Source organism: Variovorax sp. V116, from assembly GCF_041154435.1.
GTDB lineage: Bacteria > Pseudomonadota > Gammaproteobacteria > Burkholderiales > Burkholderiaceae_C > Variovorax > Variovorax paradoxus.
This window is the reverse complement of record NZ_AP028661.1, coordinates 1,086,050-1,104,437: the sequence shown is the minus strand read 5'-3', so window position 1 is coordinate 1,104,437 and position 18,388 is coordinate 1,086,050. Positions and strand designations below refer to the sequence as shown.

The following is an 18,388-nucleotide window of genomic DNA, read 5'->3' as shown; positions in this document are numbered from 1 at the left end:
ATGCGCCCATCGTAGGAATTCGGGCGCCCATAAAACAGGCACACACCCAGGCGATTCGCACCGGAACAGCGGTGGCCGCGGCGCATCTGTTATGGTCGTTTTCCTTCGCAACTGCATCTGTTTTTGGATGCGCGACAGGGGGAGCATCGAGGCCATGGATTCGCTACCGCTCTACCGCCAGCTCTCAGCGCACTACGTGGACGCGATCCACACCGGCTCGCTCAAGCAGGGCGACAAGCTGCCCTCGCTGCGCAGCCTCATGCGCCTGCACGGCATCAGCCTGTCGACCGCGCTGCAGCTGTGCCGCACGATGGAAAGCGACGGCTGGGTCGAGGCGCGCGACCGCTCGGGCTACTTCGTGCGCCGGCCGCGGCGCCTCGCCATCGCGCCGATGGAGGAGCCCCCGGCCGGCGTGCCGCCCGACCCGGCGCAGTACGTGGGCATCCACGCCAAGGTGTCGGACTTCGTGGCGCGCCGCCGGCAGCTTCCCGAGAAGCTCAACTTTTCCATCGCGCGCGGCGCACCCGAGCTGTATCCGGCCGAGGCGCTGCGCAATGCGATGACGCGCATGCTGCGCCAGCAGCCCGACATGCTGACGATTGCGGCGCCGCTCAAGGGCCACCGCCAGTTCCGCGAGGTGCTCGCGCAGCGCAGCCTGCGCGTGGGCATGGCGATCTCGCCGGAAGACATCCTGGTCACCAACGGCTGCATCGAGGCGCTCAACCTCGCGCTGCGTGCGGTGGCGCAGCCGGGCGACACGGTGGCGGTGGAGTCGCCCACCTTCTACGGCCTGCTGCAGGTGCTCGAGAGCCTGGGCATGCGCGCGCTGGAAATTCCGACCAGCCCGCAGACCGGCCTCTCGATCGAAGCGCTGGAACTCGCGATCCGCACCTACGACAACATCAAGGCCGTGGTGGTGGTGCCGCACCTGCAGAACCCGCTGGGCAGCGTGATGCCCGACGCCCACAAGGCGCGGCTCGCGCAGCTGTGCGAGCGGCACGCGATTCCGCTGATCGAGGACGACACCTACAGCGAGCTGGTCGACGCCCCGACGCCGCCGCGCGCGCTCAAGTCCTGGGACACCGGCGGCAACGTGATCCACTGCGCCTCGCTGCACAAGATCCTCGCGCCCGGCCTGCGCCTGGGATGGATCACGGCCGGCCGCTGGCATGCGCGGGTGGAGATGCTCAAGTACGCGCAGACCCGCAACAACGAGGGGCTCTCGCAAAGCGGCGCCGGCCTGTTCATGGCCACCGGCGCCTACGACCGCCACCTGCGCCATCTGCGCAGCTGCCTGAAGACGCAGCGCGAGCAGACCGCCGATGCGATCGCCGGCTACTTTCCGGCGGGCACGCGCATCAACCTGCCGCCCGGCGGGCTGCAGCTGTGGGTCGAGCTGCCCGAGCGCCTGTCGTCGTCGCGGGTCTTCGATGCGGCGCTCGCGGAGCGCATCGTGGTGGCGCCCGGCACGCTGTTCTCCAACTCCTCGCGCTTCGACCACTACCTGCGCATCAACTGCGGTTGGCCGTACGGCGAGGCGGTCGACACGGGCCTGCGCCGCCTCGGCCAGATCGTCGAGACGCTGATGGGCCGCGGTGATGCCGGCGCGGCTGCGGCGCCGCTATCGGTTCGGCCGGCATCGCCCGCCGTTCCCGCACGGCCGCCCCAGGCGCGCCGGCTTCAATCGAGCAGTGCCAGGGCGGCGTAGTCGCCGACCTTTTCGCCAAGCCCCGCGGGCACCAGCAGCACGCCGCGCGTGAGCGGCTTGAGCTTGCCGTCGACCTGCGCCTGCAGCCGCGGCAGCAGGAAGTCGCGGTGGTGCCAGAACACGCTGCCGCCCAGGCTGATGCGCTGGAGGTCGAGCGTGGCAATGAGGTTGTAGATCATGCGGCCCATCACGCGGCACAGCGCATCGACGATCTCGACGGCATGCGGCTCGCCGTCCGAGGCGGCCGCAAACAGGTCGGGCGCGGGCTGCCCGAAGCGGCGCGCGATGGAGTTGCCCGCCACCAGCGCCTCCACGTCGCCGAGGTTGCCGCAGCCGCAGAGCGCACCGCTGGCGTCGTCCACCACGAAGCTGTGGCCCGCATGGCCGGCATTGCCGTTCTTGCCGCGCAGCGCACGGCCGTCCACGCACAGGCCCACGCCCACGCCGGTGCTCCAGGTGACGTAGGCGCAGTGGTCCAGGCCCTGCAGCGCGCCCCAGTGGCGCTCGGCCTCGAGCGCGGCCACGGCGTCGTTCTCGACCCGCACGCGGCCGAAGCGCCGGGCCAGCGGGGCTTCGATGATCGCCGTCATCCAGTTGTTGGGCAGGCCGCGCGCCGGCCCCGCAATGCCGCCGCAGATATTGGGCGTGGCCAGCTCCACCATGCCGTCGCGCAGCTCGAAGGGGCCGGTGGACGAGACGCCCACGCGGTCGATGTCGGCCGGCGCGATGCCCTGCTCGGCGCAGACCTCGTCGATCATGCGCATGATCTGCACCGCCACGGCGTCGTTGTCGCCGGTCTTGGCCGTCGGCTCGCTGCGGCGGCCGGCCAGCGGCGCATCGCTCGAAGGGGAAAGGCTCACGGCCACCTTGGTGCCGCCGATGTCAACGCAGGCTCTCATCGCGTGGTTCTTCTCTCTGGGTCTCTGGACGGGTTCATCAACAACGGCGCTAGACGAAGCGCGCCACCAGCGCCGCGATCATGCTGAGCACCAGCGTGCTCGAGATCGGCAGCTGCCATTCGCGGCCGAAGGCGCGGAATTCGAAATCGCCAGGCAGCCGCCCGAAGCCGAAGCGGCGCAGCCAGGCCGTGAGGCCGCTCATGAGCACCAGGGCAAGGACGACGACGATCAGCCAGCGGATCATGGGAGCAGTCTAGGCCGCAAGGACGGCCATGGCTTGTCGGTGAAGTTCGGGCGTTGCGGCCGCAATCACCCGGCCATCGGACTCCAGCCCCAGCGGCTGGCCCTGCCAGTCGGTGATGACGCCGCCCGCGGCCTCGATCACGCCCGCCGGGCCCAGGTAGTCGTAGGGCTGCAGGCCGGTTTCCACCACGAGGTCGATGGTGCCGCCCGCGAGCTGCGCATAGCCGTAGCAGTCGCCGCCGAAGCGCCGCATCGCGCACTGCCGGCTCAGCCGGTCGAAGGCCTGCCAGTCGGCCGGCGCAAAGATGTCGGGCGAAGTGGTGACGATGCGCGCCTTGGCCACCTCGGTACAGCTGCTCGCGTGCACCGGCTGGCCGTCGCGCGTCGCGCCCTGGCCGGCCTGGCCGACCCAGCGCTCCTTGAGCACCGGCATGTCGATCATGCCCAGCACCACGCGCGAGCCCCGCAGCACACCGATCAGCGTGCCCCACAGCGGCGATCCGGTGATGAAGCTGCGCGTGCCGTCGATCGGGTCGAGCACCCAGACGCGCTCGGCGTCGAGCCGCTCGAGGCCGTGCTCCTCGCCGAAGATGCCGTCCGCCGCGGCGCGCACGGCAAGGATCTCGCGCATGGCCGTCTCGGCGGCGCGGTCCGCCAGCGTCACGGGGCTCTCGTCGGCCTTGGTGATGATGTCCAGCGGCGTGCGGAAATAGCGCATCGACTGCGCGGCGGCGGCATCGGCCAGTAAATGCGCGATCGACAGCAGATCGGGGGCGGAAGAGCTCATGGGAAACCAAGCGTGCCAAAACTGCGATTAGACCCGAGCCGGGCCCGGTTTGACACGCATGGGGCCACCGCCCTAGCATGGTCCGGAAATTGCCACATCGACCACATGGCTTCATTTCAACTTCCGCGTCGCGCCCTGTTGGCGCTGGTGCTCGGCCTTGCGGCCGCGCTGGCCCAGGCCACCCCTTCCGCGTCGGAGCAAAAGCTCATCGACACGCTGATCCTGCGCGTCTCGAAGATGACGACGATGACCTTCATGCGCAACGGCGACGAGCACAACGCCGCCGATGCCGCCAAGCACATGCAGGCCAAGTTCGACCACTTCAAAGACGAGATCACCACGGCGGAAGACTTCATCGACCGCTGCGCCTCCCGCTCGGAGATGACGGGCAAGCCCTACAAGATCAAGATGCCGAACGGCTCGATGCGGGACGCCAACGAATTCCTCAACGCCGAATTGCGCACGCTGCGCCAGGGCGGCGGCAGCGGCAAGCCCGGCGCCGGTTGACCCGCTGCATCGGGCCAAGGAAGAAGCCATCAGAAGGGCGTGTCGCCCACGATGGTGGTGCGATTGAGGCGGCGCCGCAGATGATCCGGCGTGCCGGCCGCCAGGTGCATCAGCGAGCGGTTGTCCCAGAACACCAGGTCGTGCGGCGCCCATTGGTGGCGGTACACGAACTGCGGCTTCACGCTGTGCGCGAACAGCTCGGCCAGCAGCGCGTCGCTCTCCTGCGGCGGCAGGCCGACGATGCGCGTCGTGAAATGCTCGCTGACGAACAGCGCCTTGCGGCCGGTCTCGGGATGCGTGCGCACCACCGGCTGCACGGCGGGCGCGACCTGGTCGATCTGCTCCTGCGAGAGCTTGGGCCGCCAAGGGTTCTTTGCGCGCAGCGCCTCGTACTTGGCAAGGTAGCTGTGCTCGGCCTTGAGCGGCAGGATGCGCTGCTGCAGCTCGGGAGAGAGCGTTTCCCACGCAAGATGCTGGTCGGCAAAGAGCGTGTCGCCGCCTTCGCTCGGCAGCTCCTGCGCATGCAGCAGCGAGCCCAGGCTGGGCTGGGGCTTGTACGAGATGTCCGAATGCCAATAGACGCCCGCGTCCCCCAGGCCGATGGGCTCGCCGTTCTCCTTGATGTTGGAGACGATCAGGATCTCGGGATGGTTCTTCAGATGGAACTGGTGCAGCACATGGATCTCGAGCGGGCCGAAGCGGCGGCTGAATTCGATGTGCTCGGCCGGAGTGATCTGCTGGTTGCGGAACACCAGCACGTGGTGGTCCAGATGCGCGCGGTGGATGCGCGCGAAGTCTTCGTCGTTGATGGGCTTCGAGATGTCGAGGCCGACGATTTCTGCGCCGACGGGGGCGTTGAAGGGGCGCACTTCGAAGTGCTGGGAGGCGGTCATTGCGCCAATGTAGGTTTTGGTGAGGGGGTTCTCAACGAAATTTTTGTTGGTTGCTTATGTCAGAGCGTATGACTCCGATCCCCCTCAGCAAACCCCATCGCCTCCCACCCCTCGCCCACCGCAAACCCCACCACCTTGAACAGCTCCCCCATCTCATGCTCATGAACGAGCCGAGCCGCCATGCCTCTTTCTGCCGTGCTGCCCTGCCCCATCCGCTCGAGCAGCCCGCAGTTCAGCAGGAACCTCGCCTGGCTGGTGTAGCCCAGCACCTCGAGCCCGGCCTCCTGCCCCGCGAGCGCGATGCCGGTGAAATTGACGTGCGCCGTGATGTCCTTGTAGCCCACATCCGACAGCGGATCGCCGTCGGCCTGGTGCGCGCGGTGGCACATCACGGTGCCCATGTGGCGCTGCGGGTGGTAGTACTCGCGCTCCGGAAAACCATAGTCGATGAAGAAGGCCGCGCCGCTCTTCAGGCGGTCCGCCAGGGTCGCGACGAAGGCCTCCGCCTGCGGATGGATCTCGGTCAGGTAGTCGTGCTCGCCGGACACCTCGAACGGCGGCCGCAGCGCGGTCTCGCGGTCGGCCCAGGCCCAGCCGTCGGCGCGCACGTTGCGCACCACGCCGCGCTCGAACCACTGGCCGCCCACGCGGGCCAAGAGCTGCACCGGCATCGCGTCGAGCACCTCGTTGCCGACCACCACGCCCTGCATCGCCTCGGGCAGTTCGCCGAGCCATTCCACGCGGTCTGTGTAGCGCGCCAGCGCCTGCTGCTGGCGCTCGCGCAAGGTGCCGGACAGGTCGACGATGCGGTAGCGCACGTCGCCGCGGCCGATCTCGTCGAGCGCGTGCAGCAGCTGCACGGCGAGCGCGCCCGTGCCGGCGCCGAACTCCCAGACCGTGTCGGTGCCGGTCTTCTCCAGCGCCTCGGCCACCTGCGCCGCGAGCGCCTGGCCGAACATGGGCGTGAGCTCCGGCGCCGTCACGAAGTCGCTGCCCGACGACGGCATGTGGCCGAACTTGGCCGAGCTGTTGGCGTAGTAGCCCAGCCCCGGCGCATACAGGGCCAGCGCCATGAAGCGGTCGAAGCCGATCCATCCGCCCGCCCGTTCCACCGAACGGGCAATCAGGATGTCGAGGGCCATGGGTAAACTGTTTGTCGTCGTTTTTGTCGTCACCCGCCGATTCTCCCTTCTCTGCCCGCATGAGCACAGCGCCCCTTCCTCTTGTTACGCCAGCCCGCCGCACCGTCCTCGTCACGGGTGCCGGCCGCCGGCTGGGGCGCGAGATCGCGCTGGCGCTGGCCGCGGGCGGCTGGCAGGTGGCGGTGCACTACCGCAGCTCGCGCGCCGAGGCCGAGCAGACGGCGGCCGATTGCGCGGCCCTCTCGGGCACTTCGGCGCCGTTCGAGGCCGACCTGCTCGACGAAGGCGCCACCCGCGCCCTGCTGCCGCGCGTGGCGGCGCACTTCGGCAGCGTCGATGCCGTGGTCCACAGCGCAGCGCTCTTCGAACACGACGACGCCGCGAGCTTCAGCTACGCGCTCATGGAGCGCCATGCGCGCAGCAACACCGGTGCGGCCATCGTGCTGGCGCAGGCGCTGCACGACCACCTGGCGCTGCGCGGCGACGCGCAGGGCGCCGTCGTGCACATGCTCGACCAGAAGCTCTGGAACCCGAACCCCGACTTCCTGAGCTACACGCTGTCGAAGGCCGCGCTCGAGGCCGCCACGCCCATGCTGGCCCTGGCGCTGGCGCCGCGCGTGCGGGTGGTGGGCGTGGCGCCCGGCCTCACGCTGCCCAGCCACATGCTCGACGAGGACAGGTTCTCGAAGCTGCACACGCTCTCGCCGCTGGGCCGCTCTTCCACGCCGGCCGACGTGGCGGCCACGGTGAAGTTCGCGTTGGAGAACAACTCGATCACCGGCACCACGCTCGTGGTGGACGGCGGCCAGCACCTCATGAAATTCGACCGCGACTTCTCGCTGATGTGAGCCCCACCATGCCCTCCAACCCGATCGGCCGCCAGACACTCACCCTGCAGGGGCTGCGCTTCGACGCCAACCTGGGCATCCTCGACCAGGAAAAGACGGCCCCGCAGCCGATCCAGGTCGATGCCGAGCTGCACCTGGGCGCGCAGCCGCTGCTGCCGAAGGACGACGACATCTACCACGTGCTGGACTACCGCAAGGTGCGCCGCATCATCATCGACGAGTGCACGGCCGAGCATGTGAACCTGCTCGAAACGCTCATCGGCAAGCTCGCGCAGCGCCTGCTGCAGCTGCCCGGCGTGGTCGGCGTGCGGGTGAAGATCGCCAAGCTCGAGATCTTCGACGACTGCGAGGTGGCTATCCGCATGGAAGCCGGGGAATGGTGAACCGAGGCAAAATCGGGCCCTCCTCCCCCCGATTTGCCTGACCGAAGCAGCCCACCCATGAACGCCGTCTGGATCGACGAGGCGCCCGTCGCCGGCGCCGCCACCAATTCCCTGAAGATCGAGCGCGAAACGCACAAGCTCGAGAAGCGCCTGTGCCGCGAAGTCGGCCGCGCCATCGTCGACTACAACATGATCGAGGAGGGCGACAAGGTCATGGTGTGCGTCTCGGGCGGGAAGGACAGCTACGCCATGCTGGACATCCTGCTCAAGCTCAGGGCCCGCGCACCGATCCACTTCGACATCGTCGCGGTCAACCTCGACCAGAAGCAGCCCGGCTTCCCCGAAGAGGTGCTGCCCAGATACCTGAGCGAGCTCGGCGTGGACTTCCACATCGAGAACCAGGACACCTACAGCATCGTCAAGCGCGTGATCCCCGAGGGCAAGACCACCTGCGGCCTGTGCAGCCGGCTGCGCCGCGGCATCCTGTACCGCGTGGCGGACGAACTGGGCGCCACCAAGGTCGCGCTCGGCCACCACCGCGACGACATGCTGCAGACCTTCTTCCTCAACATGTTCTTCGCCGGCAAGCTCAAGAGCATGCCGCCCAAGCTGGTGAGCGACGACGGCAAGCACATCGTGATCCGCCCGCTCGCCTACGTGGCCGAGAAAGACCTGGTGCGCTGGGCCCAGCACCGCGAATTCCCGATCATTCCGTGCACGCTCTGCGGCAGCCAGGAAAACCTGCAGCGCAAGCAGGTCGGCGAAATGCTGCGCGAGTGGGACAGGAAGCACCCCGGCCGCGTGGAGAACATGTTCACCGCGCTGCAGAACGTGGTGCCCTCGCACCTGCTCGACGGAACGCAGCACGACTTCAAGGGTCTGAAGGCGACCGGCGTGGCCGACGAAGACGGCGACAAGGCCTTCGACACGCCCTCCTTTGACCTGCTCTCCCAGGCACCTGCAGCCCTGCGCATCCTTCAGGGCTGAGCGGGCAACCCAGGGGAATTTTGGGCCGCGGAGCCCGGAGATCCTCATGAAACGTGCGTTTTCAGCTCTTCTTCTGATAGCAAGCCTGAGCGGCTGCGCCACCTCCTGGGTGGTCGACAGCGATGTGAAAAGCTTCTCGTCGCTCGCCACCGTGGCGCCGGGCGCCAGCTACCGCTTCGAGCGCCTGCCGTCGCAGCAGGCCGACCTCGCCCGGCAGGAATCGCTCGAGGCCATGGCCGCCGCCGCGCTCGACAAGGTCGGCCTGCGCCGCGACGACGCCAGGCCGCAGTACAGCGCGCAGATCGGCGCACGCGTCGCGGCCGGCCTCTCGCCCTGGGCCGATCCATGGCTCTTCGACGGCCCCTGGGGCTATGGCTACGGCTATCCCGGCTATGCACGCCGGTGGTACGGCGGCGGCTGGTACGGCGGCCCGGCCTTCATGCCACCCGCGGCCAATCCCTGGTACGAGCGCGAAGTGAGCATCGTGCTGCGCGACATCGGCACGAACCGCGTGGTCTACGAAACGCGGGCCCGCAACGAGGGCCCGTACAACGTCAGCGCGACCATCCTGCCGGTGATGTTCGAGGCGGCGCTGCAGGGCTTTCCGAATCCGCCGCAGGGCGAGCGCCGGGTGAACATCGAGCTGTCCGCCGCGAAGAAGAAATGACGCGCTCCTAGAATCCAGCAGATGGAAGAAGCCACCCGCCTGATTGCCGTTCGCCATGGCGAAACCGCCTGGAACGTCGACACGCGCATCCAGGGCCAGCTCGACATCGGGCTCAACGACACCGGGCTCTGGCAGGCCCGGCGCGTCGGGCAGGCGCTGGCGCACGAAGACATCGGCGCGATCTACGCCAGCGACCTGTCGCGCGCCTGGCAGACCGCGCAGGAGATCGCCAGGCCCCACGGCCTCACGGTGCAGCCCGAGCCCGGCCTGCGCGAACGCGCCTTCGGCCGCTTCGAGGGCATGAGCTTTGCCGAGATCGAGTCCACCCTGCCCGACCAGGCCCGGCGCTGGCGCGAGCGCGATCCCGAATTCCAGCCCGAGGGCGGCGAGAGCCTGCTGGTCTTCCGCGAGCGGGTGACGCGCGTCGCATCGAAGCTGGCCGCGCGCCATCCGGGCCAGCTGGTGACGCTGGTGGCGCACGGCGGCGTGATGGACGTGCTCTACCGCGCCGCCACGCGCCAGGAGCTGCAGGCGCCGCGCACCTGGCAGCTCGGGAACGCCGCCATCAACCGCATGCTGTGGACGCCCGAGGGCTTCAGCCTCGTGGGCTGGAGCGATACCGCCCACCTGGCGGCGGACGACGACGTTCTCGACGAGACCACAACCTAGGCGTGCGAGGCCGCGTGCCCCGCGGCACCGCCACCAGCCTCGGCCTTGGCCTCGCCCGGCAGGTCGACCATCGGCCCGGTGCCGCTGTAGCGGTCGAGCGCGAGGTAGATCGCGGGCGTGATGTAGAGCGTGATCACCTGCGAGAAGATCAGCCCGCCCACCACCGCCACGCCCAGCGGCTGGCGCAGCTCGGCGCCGGCGCCCAGGCCCAATGCGAGCGGCAGCGCGCCCATCAGCGCGGCCAGCGTGGTCATGAGGATCGGGCGGAAGCGCAGCCGGCAGGCCTCGCGGATCGCATCGACCGGCTTCATGCCCTCGGTGCGCTGCGCATCAAGGGCGAAGTCGATCATCATGATCGCGTTCTTCTTCACGATGCCGATCAGGAGCAGGATGCCGATGGTCGCGATCAGCGTCAGGTCGAAGCCGAAGATCTTGAGCGAGAGCAAGGCGCCCACGGCCGCCGACGGCAGCCCGGCCAGGATGGTCAGCGGGTGGATGTAGCTTTCGTACAGCACGCCCAGCAGGACGTAGATCACGAGCACGGCCAGCACCAGCAGCACGGCCTGGCTGGCCTGCGAGCTCTGGAACACCGCGGCATCGCCGCCGTAGGTGGTGATGATCGACTGCGGCATCTTCAGCTCTTCCTTGAACTGGTCGATCTTCGCGGTCGCGTTGCCCAGCGGCACGTCGGGCGCGAGGTTGAACGACACCGTCACCGCCTGCAGCTGCCCCTGGTGGTTGACCGAGGTGGGCCCCACGGTGCGCTTGACGGTCGAGAAGGCCGACAGCGGCACCAGCCGGCCGCTGGTGCTGCGCACCGACAGGCGCGACACGTCGTCCTCGAACTGCCGGTCGTTGTCGGCGGCCGAGAGAATCACCTGGTAGGTGTTGCTCGCGCCGTAGATGCTGCCGATCTGCCGGTCGCCGTACGCGTTGTAGAGCGCGGTGCGCAGGTCGCCCACGGCCACGCCGAGCACGCCGGCCTTGTCGCGGTCGATCTCCAGCGTGGCCTGCAGGCCGCGGTTCTGCGAATCGCTGGTGACGTCGCGGAAGGCCGGATCGGCGCGCATGCGCTCCATGAGCCGCGTGGCCCAGGGCACCATCTCGCCCGCATTGACGCTCTGCAGCGTGTACTGGAAGCGCGCCTTGCTCTGGCGGCCGCCCAGGCGCAGGTTCTGCACCGGCTGCATGTAGACCGCGATGCCCGGGATCTCGCGGAAGCGCTGGCGCAGCGATTCGAGCACCGCGGCCATCTTGGGACGCTGGCTGCGCGGCTTGAGCACCGCGAACAGGCGGCCGGAGTTCTGCGTGGCGGTGGGACCGCCCACGCCGACGAACGAGCTCACGTAGGCCACGCTCGGATCGGCCTGCAGCGAAGCGGCCACGCGTTCCTGCAGCGCGTTCATGGCGGTGAAGGAAATGTCCTCGGCCGCTTCGGTGGTGATCTGGATCTGCCCGATGTCCTCCTCGGGGAAGAAGCCCTTCGGAATGGAGACGAACAGCCAGGCCGTGACGACGAAGGTGCCGCCGGCCAACAGCAGCATCAGCTTGCGGTGCGCGAGCGTCCAGTCGAGCGTCCGCATGTAGTTCGCATGCACCCAGCGGTAGCCGCGCTCGAAGGCGCGTCCCACGGCGGTGCCGGGCTCGGGGTGCTCTTCCTCGTGGTCGAGCGCGCCATCCTTGCGCGGCACGTGCTTGAGCAGCCGGCTCGCGAGCATCGGCACCAGCGTGAGCGACACGATGGCCGACACCAGCACCGCCAGCGCCACCACCACCGCGAACTCATGGAACAGCAGGCCGATCACGCCCGGCATGAAGAAGATGGGAATGAACACCGCCACCAGCGAGATCGAGATCGAGATGATGGTGAAGCCCACCTCGCGCGCGCCGCGCAGCGCCGCGGCCATCGGCTCCATGCCTTTCTCGACGTAGCGCATGATGTTCTCGAGCACCACGATCGCATCGTCCACCACCAGCCCCACGGCCAGCGTGATGCCCAGCAGCGAGACGTTGTCCAGGCTGTAGCCGAAGGCATAGAGCAGCGCCACCGCGCCGATCAGCGAAATGGGAATGGTGGCCGCCGGAATCAGCGTGGCCACCAGCCGGTGCAGGAACAGGAAGATTACCAGCACCACCAGCGCGACGGTGCCCAGCAGCGTGAGCTGCACGTCGTGCACGGCTTCGCGGATGGACAGCGAGCGGTCGTTCACCATGTGGATCTCGACCGATTGCGGCAGCTCCGCCTTGAAGCGCGGAATGAGTGCGCGCACCGCATCCACCACCTGCACGGTGTTGGCGTTGGGCTGGCGCTGCACGGCCAGCGAGATGGAGCTCTGGCCGTTGAAGCTGCTGGCGGTCTTGACCGATTCGAAGCTGTCCTCGATGGTGGCCACTTCGTCCAGCCGCACCGGCGCGCCGTTGCGCTGCCCGACGATCAGCTTGGCGAAATCTTCCGCCCTCGTGAGCTGCCGGTTGGCCTGGATGGTGAGCGTCTGGCGCGGCCCGTCGAGCACGCCGACGGGCGTGTTGGCGTTGGCCGAATTCACTGCCTTGGCCAGCTCGTCGAGCGTGATGTTGCGCGCATTGAGCAGGTCGGCATTGGCCTTGATGCGCACCGCAAAGGCCTTGCGACCGTACACGCCCACCTGCGCCACGCCGTCGATGGTGGAAAGCGTGGGCGAGATCAGGTTCTCGGCGTAGTCGTTGAGCTCGGCCGGATTCATCGACGGCGAGATCAGCGCGATGAACAGCACCGGCGCGTCGGCCGGATTGACCTTGCGGTACGAAGGCAGCTGCGTCAGTTCCTGCGGCAGCTGTCGCTGGGCGCGCAGCAGCGCGGCCTGCACGTCGACCGCGGCGGCATCGATGTCGCGGCTGCTCACGAATTCCAGCGTGATCGAGCTCACGCCCTGGGTGTTGACCGAGCTGATGGTCTGCAGGCCCGGAATGGTCGAGAACTGCTTCTCCAGCGGCAGCGCCACCGACGAAGCCATGGTGTCCGGGCTCGCGCCCGGCAGCTGGGCGTTCACGTTGATGACCGGCGTGTTGTAGCTCGGCAGCGCGGCCACCGGGATGCTGAAGTAGGCAAAGATGCCCGCCACCACCGCCGCCGCGGACAACAGCACCGTCATCGCGGGACGACGGATGCACAGCTCCGAGATGTTCATGCGCGTTCCCGGGGAGCCTGGGTGTCCGAGGAGGCCGCACTGCCCGGCGTGACGCCGGAGGTACCGGCCGGCGCGGCCTTTTTATCGGCCCTGACCTTGCCGCCCGGGCGCACGTTCTGGCTGCCCTCGATGACCACCTGCTCGCCCGGCTCGACGCCGCTCACCGCCACCTTGGTGCCGAAGGTGTGGAGCACCTGCACCTTGCGGCGCTTGGCATTCATGGCCTGGTCGACCACGTAGAGCGAAGTGCCCTCGGACAGCATCATGAGCGCCGCGGCCGGCACCACCGTGGCGCCGGAGAGCGTGCGAACCGTGATCCGGGTGCCGACGAACTGGCCCGGCCAGAGGCTCTGGTCGGCGTTGTCGAACACCGCCTTGGCGCGCACCGTGCCGATCTGCGGATCGACCGTGTTGTCGACGAAATTGAGCACGCCGCTGAGCGGCTCGCGGCGTCCGACGACCAGCGCCTCCACCTTGGCCCGGCTGCGCGCCGCCGCCAGCAGGTCCTGCAGGTTGGCCTCCGGCACCGGGAAGCTCACCGCGATGGGATCGAGCTGCGTGATGGTGACCAGCGACAGCGTCGGCTGCACCAGCGTGCCGGGATAGATGTTCACGGCCCCGATGCGCCCCGCAATGGGCGCGCGCAGCGTGGCGTAGCCCAGCGCCACCTGCGCCGATTGCACCGCGGCGCGGTCGGCCGCCACCGCGGCGCGCTGCGCTTCCAGCTGCGACAGCGTGGCGTCCGTGGCGCTCTTGGAAATGAAGTTCTGCGCCAGCAGTTCCTGGCTGCGCTTGTATTGGCGCTCGAGGTCGGCCAGGGTGGCTTCGTCGCGCTTTTGCTGGGCGCGGGCGCGGGCCAGGTTGGCCTGGTCGTTGCGGTCGTCGAGCGTGAAGAGCAGCTGGCCCTCCTTGACGAACTGCCCTTCCTTCACGTGCACCGCCGCCACGGTGTTGGTCACCTGCGGCCGCAGATCGACACTGTTGAGCGACACCACGCTGCCGTTGACCTGCACCGTGACCGGCACGTCCTGCCGCTCGGCGGTGGCAAGCGTGACGAGCGCGGCCGGCGCGCCGTCTGCGGGGGCGCCACCGGCGGCGGCTGGCCTGGCGTTCTTTGCCGCCATGCGATCGCCCGACCCGCTCCACCACCATCCCGCGACGGCTACGATCAACACACCTGCAAGAGCGAGGACGATTTTTTTCTTCATGGGTTCTTGTGCACTTTGGGCTGACAGCGGCTATTGGAGCAGCCGTCGACTCGCAGTGTCCGTGAGTGCCGTAAAGATAAGTAAAGCCGCAATGCCAGGGCCCATGTACAACCCGCTGTGGCAGGCGCCAGGGATGATTTCACCCCGCCGCTAAAATCGCCGCTCCACAGCCTCTGGATATACCCCATGAACCGCTGCAAGAAACCCACGAATGCTCTCACTTTCATAGCGCTTTGCACAGTGGCTGCGAGCCTTTTTTCCATCGGCGCCGCAGCCCAGTCCGAAGTGCCGCGGCCGCAGACCCAGAACGAATCGCTGGTGGGCGGGCGCACTTTCCCGGTCGGCACGCTGCGCGGCAAGTTCATGGTGATCAATGCGCCCGATGTCGAGCTCGACGGCCAGGTCGACCGCCTGGCGCCCGGCGCCCGCATCCGCAGCGAACAGAACATGCTGGTGATGGCGGGCGGCATCGTCGGCCAGAAATACCTGGTGAACTACACGCGCGATGCCGCCGGCCTGCTGCGCGAGGTGTGGATCCTCACGCCGGGCGAGGCCACGGCCAGCCGCGAATCGCTGAACAAGCCCTTCCTGAACATCTGGCCGTTCACTTCGAACGACACCGTCAACACGCAATAAATAAAGAGGCCGGCGGGCCGCGCCCGCCGCGCCGCAGGACGACGCAAGCGCCCTGCATCGGCCTTCCCGGCGGGAAGGGCCAGGAAAGCACCCCATGAGCAAAAAAGTATTTATCAAGACCTTCGGCTGCCAGATGAACGAGTACGACTCGGACAAGATGGCCGACGTGCTGCACGCCGCCCAGGGCTACGAGCCGACGCAGAACGTGGACGAGGCCGACCTGATCCTGTTCAACACCTGCTCGGTGCGCGAGAAGGCGCAGGAGAAGGTGTTCAGCGACCTCGGCCGCGTGAAGCACCTGAAGGCCAAGGGCGTGAAGATCGGCGTGGGCGGCTGCGTGGCGAGCCAGGAGGGCGAGGCCATCATCGCGCGCGCCCCCTACGTCGACATCGTGTTCGGCCCGCAGACGCTGCACCGCCTGCCCGAGATGCTGAACGACCGCGAGCGGCTGGACCGGCCCCAGGTCGACATCAGCTTTCCCGAGATCGAGAAGTTCGACCACCTGCCGCCCGCGCGCGTCGACGGCGCCACGGCGTTCGTCTCGATCATGGAAGGCTGCTCCAAGTACTGCAGCTACTGCGTGGTGCCTTACACCCGCGGCGAGGAAGTGAACCGTCCGCTGGACGACGTGCTGGTGGAGATCGCCGGCCTGGCCGACCAGGGCGTGCGCGAAGTCACGCTGCTGGGGCAGAACGTGAACGCCTACCGCGGCCGCATGGGAGACACGGCCGAGATCGCCGACTTCGCGCTGCTCATCGAATACGTCGCCGAGATTCCGGGCATCGAGCGCATCCGCTACACCACCAGCCACCCCAACGAGTTCACGCCGCGGCTGATCGAGGCCTATGCCAAGGTGCCGCAGCTGGTGAGCCACCTGCACCTGCCGGTGCAGCACGGCAGCGACCGCATCCTGATGGCCATGAAGCGCGGCTACACCGCCATGGAATACAAGAGCACGGTGCGCAAGTTGCGCGCCATCCGGCCCGAACTCGCGCTCTCCAGCGACTTCATCGTCGGCTTCCCGGGCGAGACCGACGAAGACTTCGCCAAGATGATGAAGCTGATCGACGACTGCCAGTTCGACAACAGCTTCAGCTTCATCTTCAGCCCGCGCCCCGGCACGCCCGCCGCGGCGCTGCAGGACGACACGCCCCATGCGGTGAAGCTGGCTCGCCTGCAGACGCTGCAGCGCGTGATCGACGGCAACGTGCGCCGCTTCGGCGATGCGCTGGTCGGCACCACGCAGTGCGTGCTGGTCGAGGGGGCTTCCCGCAAGGATGCGAACGAACTGATGGGCCGCACCGCCTGCAACCGCGTGGTCAACTTCGAAGGCGACGCGCGCCTGGTCGGGCAGATGGCCGACCTGCGCATCACGCGCTCGCTGGCCTACACGCTGCGCGGCGAGGTGGCCACGCGCGAATCGTCGACGGTGCCGGTTCCCGCCGCGCTCGCCGCCTGATGGCGAAGCGGCCGTCCAGACGGGGCTCGTTCCAGCAGCTCCTGCTTTTCGCGTTCCTGCTGATCACCGCCCTGCTGGTGGGCGTGGCGCTGCGCTCGGTGTTCCAGTACGACGCGCTCATGACCCAGAGCCGCGATGCGGCGGCCCGCGCGTTGCGGCTCTCGGGCGCGGCCCAGTCGCTGGCCGAGCGCAGTGCCGCCATGGAGCGCGCCGGGCGCCAGTCGCTGGTGCTGAACGACGCCGTGCTGCGCCGCCGCTTCGACGATGCCGCGCGCGAAGCGCACCAGGTGCTCGAACGGCTCGAGCGGAACGGCCTCGCGCCGTCGGGCATCGAGCTGTGGCGCGCCCAGCTCGGCGTGATCGAGGGGCTCATGAGCGGTAGCGCCGACAGCGCGCTCTCGCGCGAAAGCGGCATGGCCATGCAGTTCCGCGAGCTCGATTCGCTGAACACGAATCTGGCGCAGCAGGCCCAGTTCCTGATCGAAATGCAGAACGACGCGCTGGCCAAGCGCATCGAGAACGCGCGCCGCCGGCTGATGCGCGAAGTGGTGGCCGCCAGCATCCTGGCGGTGTCGCTGGCGCTGGCTTTCGGCATCTGGCTCGCGCGTCCTTTCAAGCGGCTGGAGCACGCCATCGTCGGGCTCGGCCAGAACCGGCTCGACGAGCCGATCGACATCCGCGGCCCGGCCGACGTGCGGCGCCTGTCGCAGCAGCTCGAGTGGCTGCGCCTGCGCCTGACCGAGCTCGATGCCGACAAGGCACGCTTCCTGCGCCACGTCTCGCACGAACTCAAGACGCCGCTGGCGGCGCTGCGCGAAGGCGTCTCGCTGCTGGAAGACGGCGTGACGGGTCCGCTCAATCCGGCGCAGCTCGAGGTGGCGCAGATCCTGAACCAGAACACCGTTTCGCTGCAGGGCCAGATCGAGGCGCTGCTGCGCTTCAACGCCGCCGCCTTCGAGGCGCGCGAACTGCGCCGCGAACGCACCGACCTGCTGCCGCTGGTCGAAGAGCAGATCGAGGCGCAGCGCCTGCAGTGGCAGGCCCACGGCCTGCGCGTCCATGCCGAGGGCGAGTCGATCACGCTCCCGGTGGACCGCGCCAAGCTCGGCACGGCGGTGGCCAACCTGCTGTCCAACGCGATCCGCTATTCGGCGCGCGGCGGCGTCATTTCGATCGTGGTGTCGGGCACGCCCACCACCGCGTGCATCGATATCAACGATGCCGGCCCGGGTATTGCCGAGGGCGACCGGGACCGGATCTTCGAGCCTTTCTACAGGGGCGAACGCCAGCCCGAGCATGCCGTCAAGGGCACGGGCATCGGCCTTTCGATCGTGCAGGAGTACATTGCTGCCCATGGGGGCCGCATCACCCTGCTGCCAGAGGGGCCCGGCGCGCGCTTTCGCATCGAACTGCCGCGCACGGCCTGAACAACCCACCGTGAAGCCCCCCAGGCACACACCTGAAAACAAACACCGCCTCTTGCCTTTTCTTCAATCCATGCTTTTTCCGTTCGTCCGCAGTTCGACCCTGTCCGGGGCGGTGGCCATGCCTTTCGTCCTGCTGCTGGCCGCCTGCGCGACGCAGCCCGCACCACCCGCCGAGGCCGAGGCCCTGCCGCCGCCGCCCGCCGTGCCGCGCGTGATGCCGGTCGAGGCCGAGCCCAAGGCGCCCGCCACGCAGCCCGCCTCGCTCTTCACGCTGATGACCCAGGGCCCGGCCGCGGCCATGCTGGCCTATGCCGACAAGGTCCGCCCGCTGGGCGGCGCCGAGCTGGCCGCCGAAATCACCCGCGCCGGCGATCCCGGCGATTCGCCCACCGCCCAGATGCAGCTCGCGCTGCTGCTCGCACAGACCCGCGTGCCGGCCGACCTGGCGCGCGCGCTGGGCCTGATGCAGCGCGTGATCTCCAACCCCTCGCCCGAGGCGCAGCCGCTGCAGCCGCTGGCGCGCGCACTGGCCGCGCGCTACGTGGAGCAGCGCCGCGTCGAGGACGACCGCGACAAGCAGGCGCAGCAGGTGCGCGAAAGCCAGCGCCGCATCGACCAGCTGAACGACCGCATCGAGGCGCTGCGCGCCATCGAGCGCAGCTTCGCGCGGCCCAACAACGTGCCGCCGCCGACCCTGCCTCCGCCCGGCGGCACCAGGCCCAATCCATGAACCGCAGCCGGCGATTGCCCAAGGAACC

At 68.6% G+C, this 18,388-nt stretch carries 18 protein-coding genes; 11 read left to right on the top strand and 7 right to left on the bottom strand.

The features are described 5' to 3' along the window. Positions 1-154 precede the first annotated feature (154 nt). Positions 155-1,708 (top strand): PLP-dependent aminotransferase family protein, encoded by a 1,554-nt coding sequence (locus ACAM58_RS05075; protein ID WP_369664224.1) that lies wholly within the window; start codon positions 155-157, stop codon positions 1,706-1,708. On the opposite strand, the gene ACAM58_RS05070 is transcribed toward ACAM58_RS05075, so the two are convergent. Genes ACAM58_RS05070 through hisN form a run of 3 tightly spaced genes read right to left on the bottom strand, consistent with a single transcriptional unit; the run spans position 1,681 to position 3,637 of the window. Then, a complete protein-coding gene (locus ACAM58_RS05070; RefSeq protein WP_012746131.1) occupies positions 1,681-2,607 on the bottom strand; it encodes an ROK family protein in 927 nt (308 codons plus the stop codon). The genes ACAM58_RS05075 and ACAM58_RS05070 overlap by 28 nt on opposite strands. A gap of 49 nt (positions 2,608-2,656) precedes the next feature. Continuing rightward, positions 2,657-2,851: a DUF2905 domain-containing protein gene (locus ACAM58_RS05065; RefSeq protein ID WP_012746130.1), complete on the bottom strand. Its 195-nt coding sequence runs from the start codon at positions 2,849-2,851 to the stop codon at positions 2,657-2,659. 9 nt (positions 2,852-2,860) lie between these two features. After that, positions 2,861-3,637 carry a histidinol-phosphatase gene (gene hisN, locus ACAM58_RS05060; RefSeq protein WP_018903615.1) on the bottom strand — a complete coding sequence of 259 codons (777 nt, stop codon included), beginning with the start codon at positions 3,635-3,637 and terminating at the stop codon, positions 2,861-2,863. A 105-nt stretch (positions 3,638-3,742) separates the two neighbouring features. Here hisN and ACAM58_RS05055 point away from each other — a divergent pair, with 105 nt between their 5' ends. Then, complete coding sequence (locus ACAM58_RS05055) at positions 3,743-4,144, top strand: DUF5329 family protein (RefSeq protein WP_278877404.1); 402 nt, start codon at positions 3,743-3,745, stop codon at positions 4,142-4,144. 29 nt (positions 4,145-4,173) lie between these two features. On the opposite strand, the gene ACAM58_RS05050 is transcribed toward ACAM58_RS05055, so the two are convergent. Together ACAM58_RS05050 and ACAM58_RS05045 are read right to left on the bottom strand one after the other, a co-directional pair. After that, complete coding sequence (locus tag ACAM58_RS05050) at positions 4,174-5,037, bottom strand: TauD/TfdA dioxygenase family protein (RefSeq protein ID WP_369664223.1); 864 nt, start codon at positions 5,035-5,037, stop codon at positions 4,174-4,176. A 59-nt stretch (positions 5,038-5,096) separates the two neighbouring features. Then, entirely contained in the window at positions 5,097-6,179 is a 1,083-nt protein-coding gene (locus ACAM58_RS05045) for a class I SAM-dependent methyltransferase (RefSeq protein WP_018903618.1), read from the bottom strand. Between the two features lie 59 nt (positions 6,180-6,238). On the opposite strand from ACAM58_RS05045, the gene ACAM58_RS05040 reads away from it, so the two are divergent. Genes ACAM58_RS05040 through ACAM58_RS05020 form a run of 5 tightly spaced genes read left to right on the top strand, consistent with a single transcriptional unit; the run spans position 6,239 to position 9,733 of the window. Beyond that, positions 6,239-7,027: an SDR family oxidoreductase gene (locus ACAM58_RS05040; protein ID WP_018903619.1), complete on the top strand. Its 789-nt coding sequence runs from the start codon at positions 6,239-6,241 to the stop codon at positions 7,025-7,027. Positions 7,028-7,035: 8 nt separating this feature from the next. Further along, positions 7,036-7,410 (top strand): dihydroneopterin aldolase, encoded by a 375-nt coding sequence (locus tag ACAM58_RS05035; RefSeq protein WP_012746124.1) that lies wholly within the window; start codon positions 7,036-7,038, stop codon positions 7,408-7,410. Between the two features lie 57 nt (positions 7,411-7,467). Continuing rightward, positions 7,468-8,397, top strand: a complete 930-nt coding sequence (ttcA, locus tag ACAM58_RS05030; protein WP_018903621.1) for a tRNA 2-thiocytidine(32) synthetase TtcA — start codon at positions 7,468-7,470, stop codon at positions 8,395-8,397. A gap of 46 nt (positions 8,398-8,443) precedes the next feature. Continuing rightward, positions 8,444-9,064, top strand: a complete 621-nt coding sequence (locus ACAM58_RS05025; protein ID WP_018903622.1) for a DUF4136 domain-containing protein — start codon at positions 8,444-8,446, stop codon at positions 9,062-9,064. A gap of 21 nt (positions 9,065-9,085) precedes the next feature. Then, on the top strand, positions 9,086-9,733 hold the full coding sequence (locus ACAM58_RS05020) for a histidine phosphatase family protein (RefSeq protein ID WP_018903623.1): 648 nt from the start codon (positions 9,086-9,088) through the stop codon (positions 9,731-9,733). Here the strand turns inward: ACAM58_RS05020 and ACAM58_RS05015 are convergent. Then, positions 9,730-12,900, bottom strand: coding sequence for an efflux RND transporter permease subunit (locus ACAM58_RS05015; RefSeq protein ID WP_012746120.1), 3,171 nt, complete (start codon positions 12,898-12,900; stop codon positions 9,730-9,732). The genes ACAM58_RS05020 and ACAM58_RS05015 overlap by 4 nt on opposite strands. Next, a complete protein-coding gene (locus ACAM58_RS05010; RefSeq protein WP_018903624.1) occupies positions 12,897-14,024 on the bottom strand; it encodes an efflux RND transporter periplasmic adaptor subunit in 1,128 nt (375 codons plus the stop codon). The genes ACAM58_RS05015 and ACAM58_RS05010 overlap by 4 nt, the downstream gene beginning before the upstream one ends. A 324-nt stretch (positions 14,025-14,348) precedes the next feature. On the opposite strand from ACAM58_RS05010, the gene ACAM58_RS05005 reads away from it, so the two are divergent. From ACAM58_RS05005 to ACAM58_RS04990, 4 genes are all read left to right on the top strand, one after another. Then, positions 14,349-14,744: a hypothetical protein gene (locus ACAM58_RS05005; protein WP_230537739.1), complete on the top strand. Its 396-nt coding sequence runs from the start codon at positions 14,349-14,351 to the stop codon at positions 14,742-14,744. 94 nt (positions 14,745-14,838) lie between these two features. After that, positions 14,839-16,203 (top strand): tRNA (N6-isopentenyl adenosine(37)-C2)-methylthiotransferase MiaB, encoded by a 1,365-nt coding sequence (miaB, locus tag ACAM58_RS05000; RefSeq protein ID WP_012746117.1) that lies wholly within the window; start codon positions 14,839-14,841, stop codon positions 16,201-16,203. Beyond that, entirely contained in the window at positions 16,203-17,630 is a 1,428-nt protein-coding gene (locus ACAM58_RS04995; protein ID WP_012746116.1) for a sensor histidine kinase KdpD, read from the top strand. Before miaB ends, ACAM58_RS04995 begins: the two co-directional genes overlap by 1 nt. 118 nt (positions 17,631-17,748) lie before the next feature. Further along, positions 17,749-18,360 carry a hypothetical protein gene (locus ACAM58_RS04990; RefSeq protein WP_230537741.1) on the top strand — a complete coding sequence of 204 codons (612 nt, stop codon included), beginning with the start codon at positions 17,749-17,751 and terminating at the stop codon, positions 18,358-18,360. Positions 18,361-18,388: the final 28 nt, after the last annotated feature.

Excerpts from the sequence above, each read along its gene's own strand:
- ACAM58_RS05020 (WP_018903623.1), top strand. The coding sequence starts at position 9,086 with ATGGAAGAAGCCACCCGCCTGATTGCCGTTCGCCATGGCGAAACCGCC.
- ACAM58_RS04990 (WP_230537741.1), top strand. The coding sequence starts at position 17,749 with ATGCCTTTCGTCCTGCTGCTGGCCGCCTGCGCGACGCAGCCCGCACCA.
- hisN (WP_018903615.1), bottom strand. The coding sequence starts at position 3,637 with ATGAGCTCTTCCGCCCCCGATCTGCTGTCGATCGCGCATTTACTGGCC.
- ACAM58_RS05025 (WP_018903622.1), top strand. The coding sequence starts at position 8,444 with ATGAAACGTGCGTTTTCAGCTCTTCTTCTGATAGCAAGCCTGAGCGGC.
- miaB (WP_012746117.1), top strand. The coding sequence starts at position 14,839 with ATGAGCAAAAAAGTATTTATCAAGACCTTCGGCTGCCAGATGAACGAG.
- ACAM58_RS05010 (WP_018903624.1), bottom strand. The coding sequence starts at position 14,024 with ATGGCGGCAAAGAACGCCAGGCCAGCCGCCGCCGGTGGCGCCCCCGCA.
- ACAM58_RS05050 (WP_369664223.1), bottom strand. The coding sequence starts at position 5,037 with ATGACCGCCTCCCAGCACTTCGAAGTGCGCCCCTTCAACGCCCCCGTC.
- ACAM58_RS05015 (WP_012746120.1), bottom strand. The coding sequence starts at position 12,900 with ATGAACATCTCGGAGCTGTGCATCCGTCGTCCCGCGATGACGGTGCTG.
- ttcA (WP_018903621.1), top strand. The coding sequence starts at position 7,468 with ATGAACGCCGTCTGGATCGACGAGGCGCCCGTCGCCGGCGCCGCCACC.
- ACAM58_RS05045 (WP_018903618.1), bottom strand. The coding sequence starts at position 6,179 with ATGGCCCTCGACATCCTGATTGCCCGTTCGGTGGAACGGGCGGGCGGA.
- ACAM58_RS04995 (WP_012746116.1), top strand. The coding sequence starts at position 16,203 with ATGGCGAAGCGGCCGTCCAGACGGGGCTCGTTCCAGCAGCTCCTGCTT.
- ACAM58_RS05070 (WP_012746131.1), bottom strand. The coding sequence starts at position 2,607 with ATGAGAGCCTGCGTTGACATCGGCGGCACCAAGGTGGCCGTGAGCCTT.
- ACAM58_RS05065 (WP_012746130.1), bottom strand. The coding sequence starts at position 2,851 with ATGATCCGCTGGCTGATCGTCGTCGTCCTTGCCCTGGTGCTCATGAGC.
- ACAM58_RS05040 (WP_018903619.1), top strand. The coding sequence starts at position 6,239 with ATGAGCACAGCGCCCCTTCCTCTTGTTACGCCAGCCCGCCGCACCGTC.
- ACAM58_RS05075 (WP_369664224.1), top strand. The coding sequence starts at position 155 with ATGGATTCGCTACCGCTCTACCGCCAGCTCTCAGCGCACTACGTGGAC.
- ACAM58_RS05055 (WP_278877404.1), top strand. The coding sequence starts at position 3,743 with ATGGCTTCATTTCAACTTCCGCGTCGCGCCCTGTTGGCGCTGGTGCTC.
- ACAM58_RS05035 (WP_012746124.1), top strand. The coding sequence starts at position 7,036 with ATGCCCTCCAACCCGATCGGCCGCCAGACACTCACCCTGCAGGGGCTG.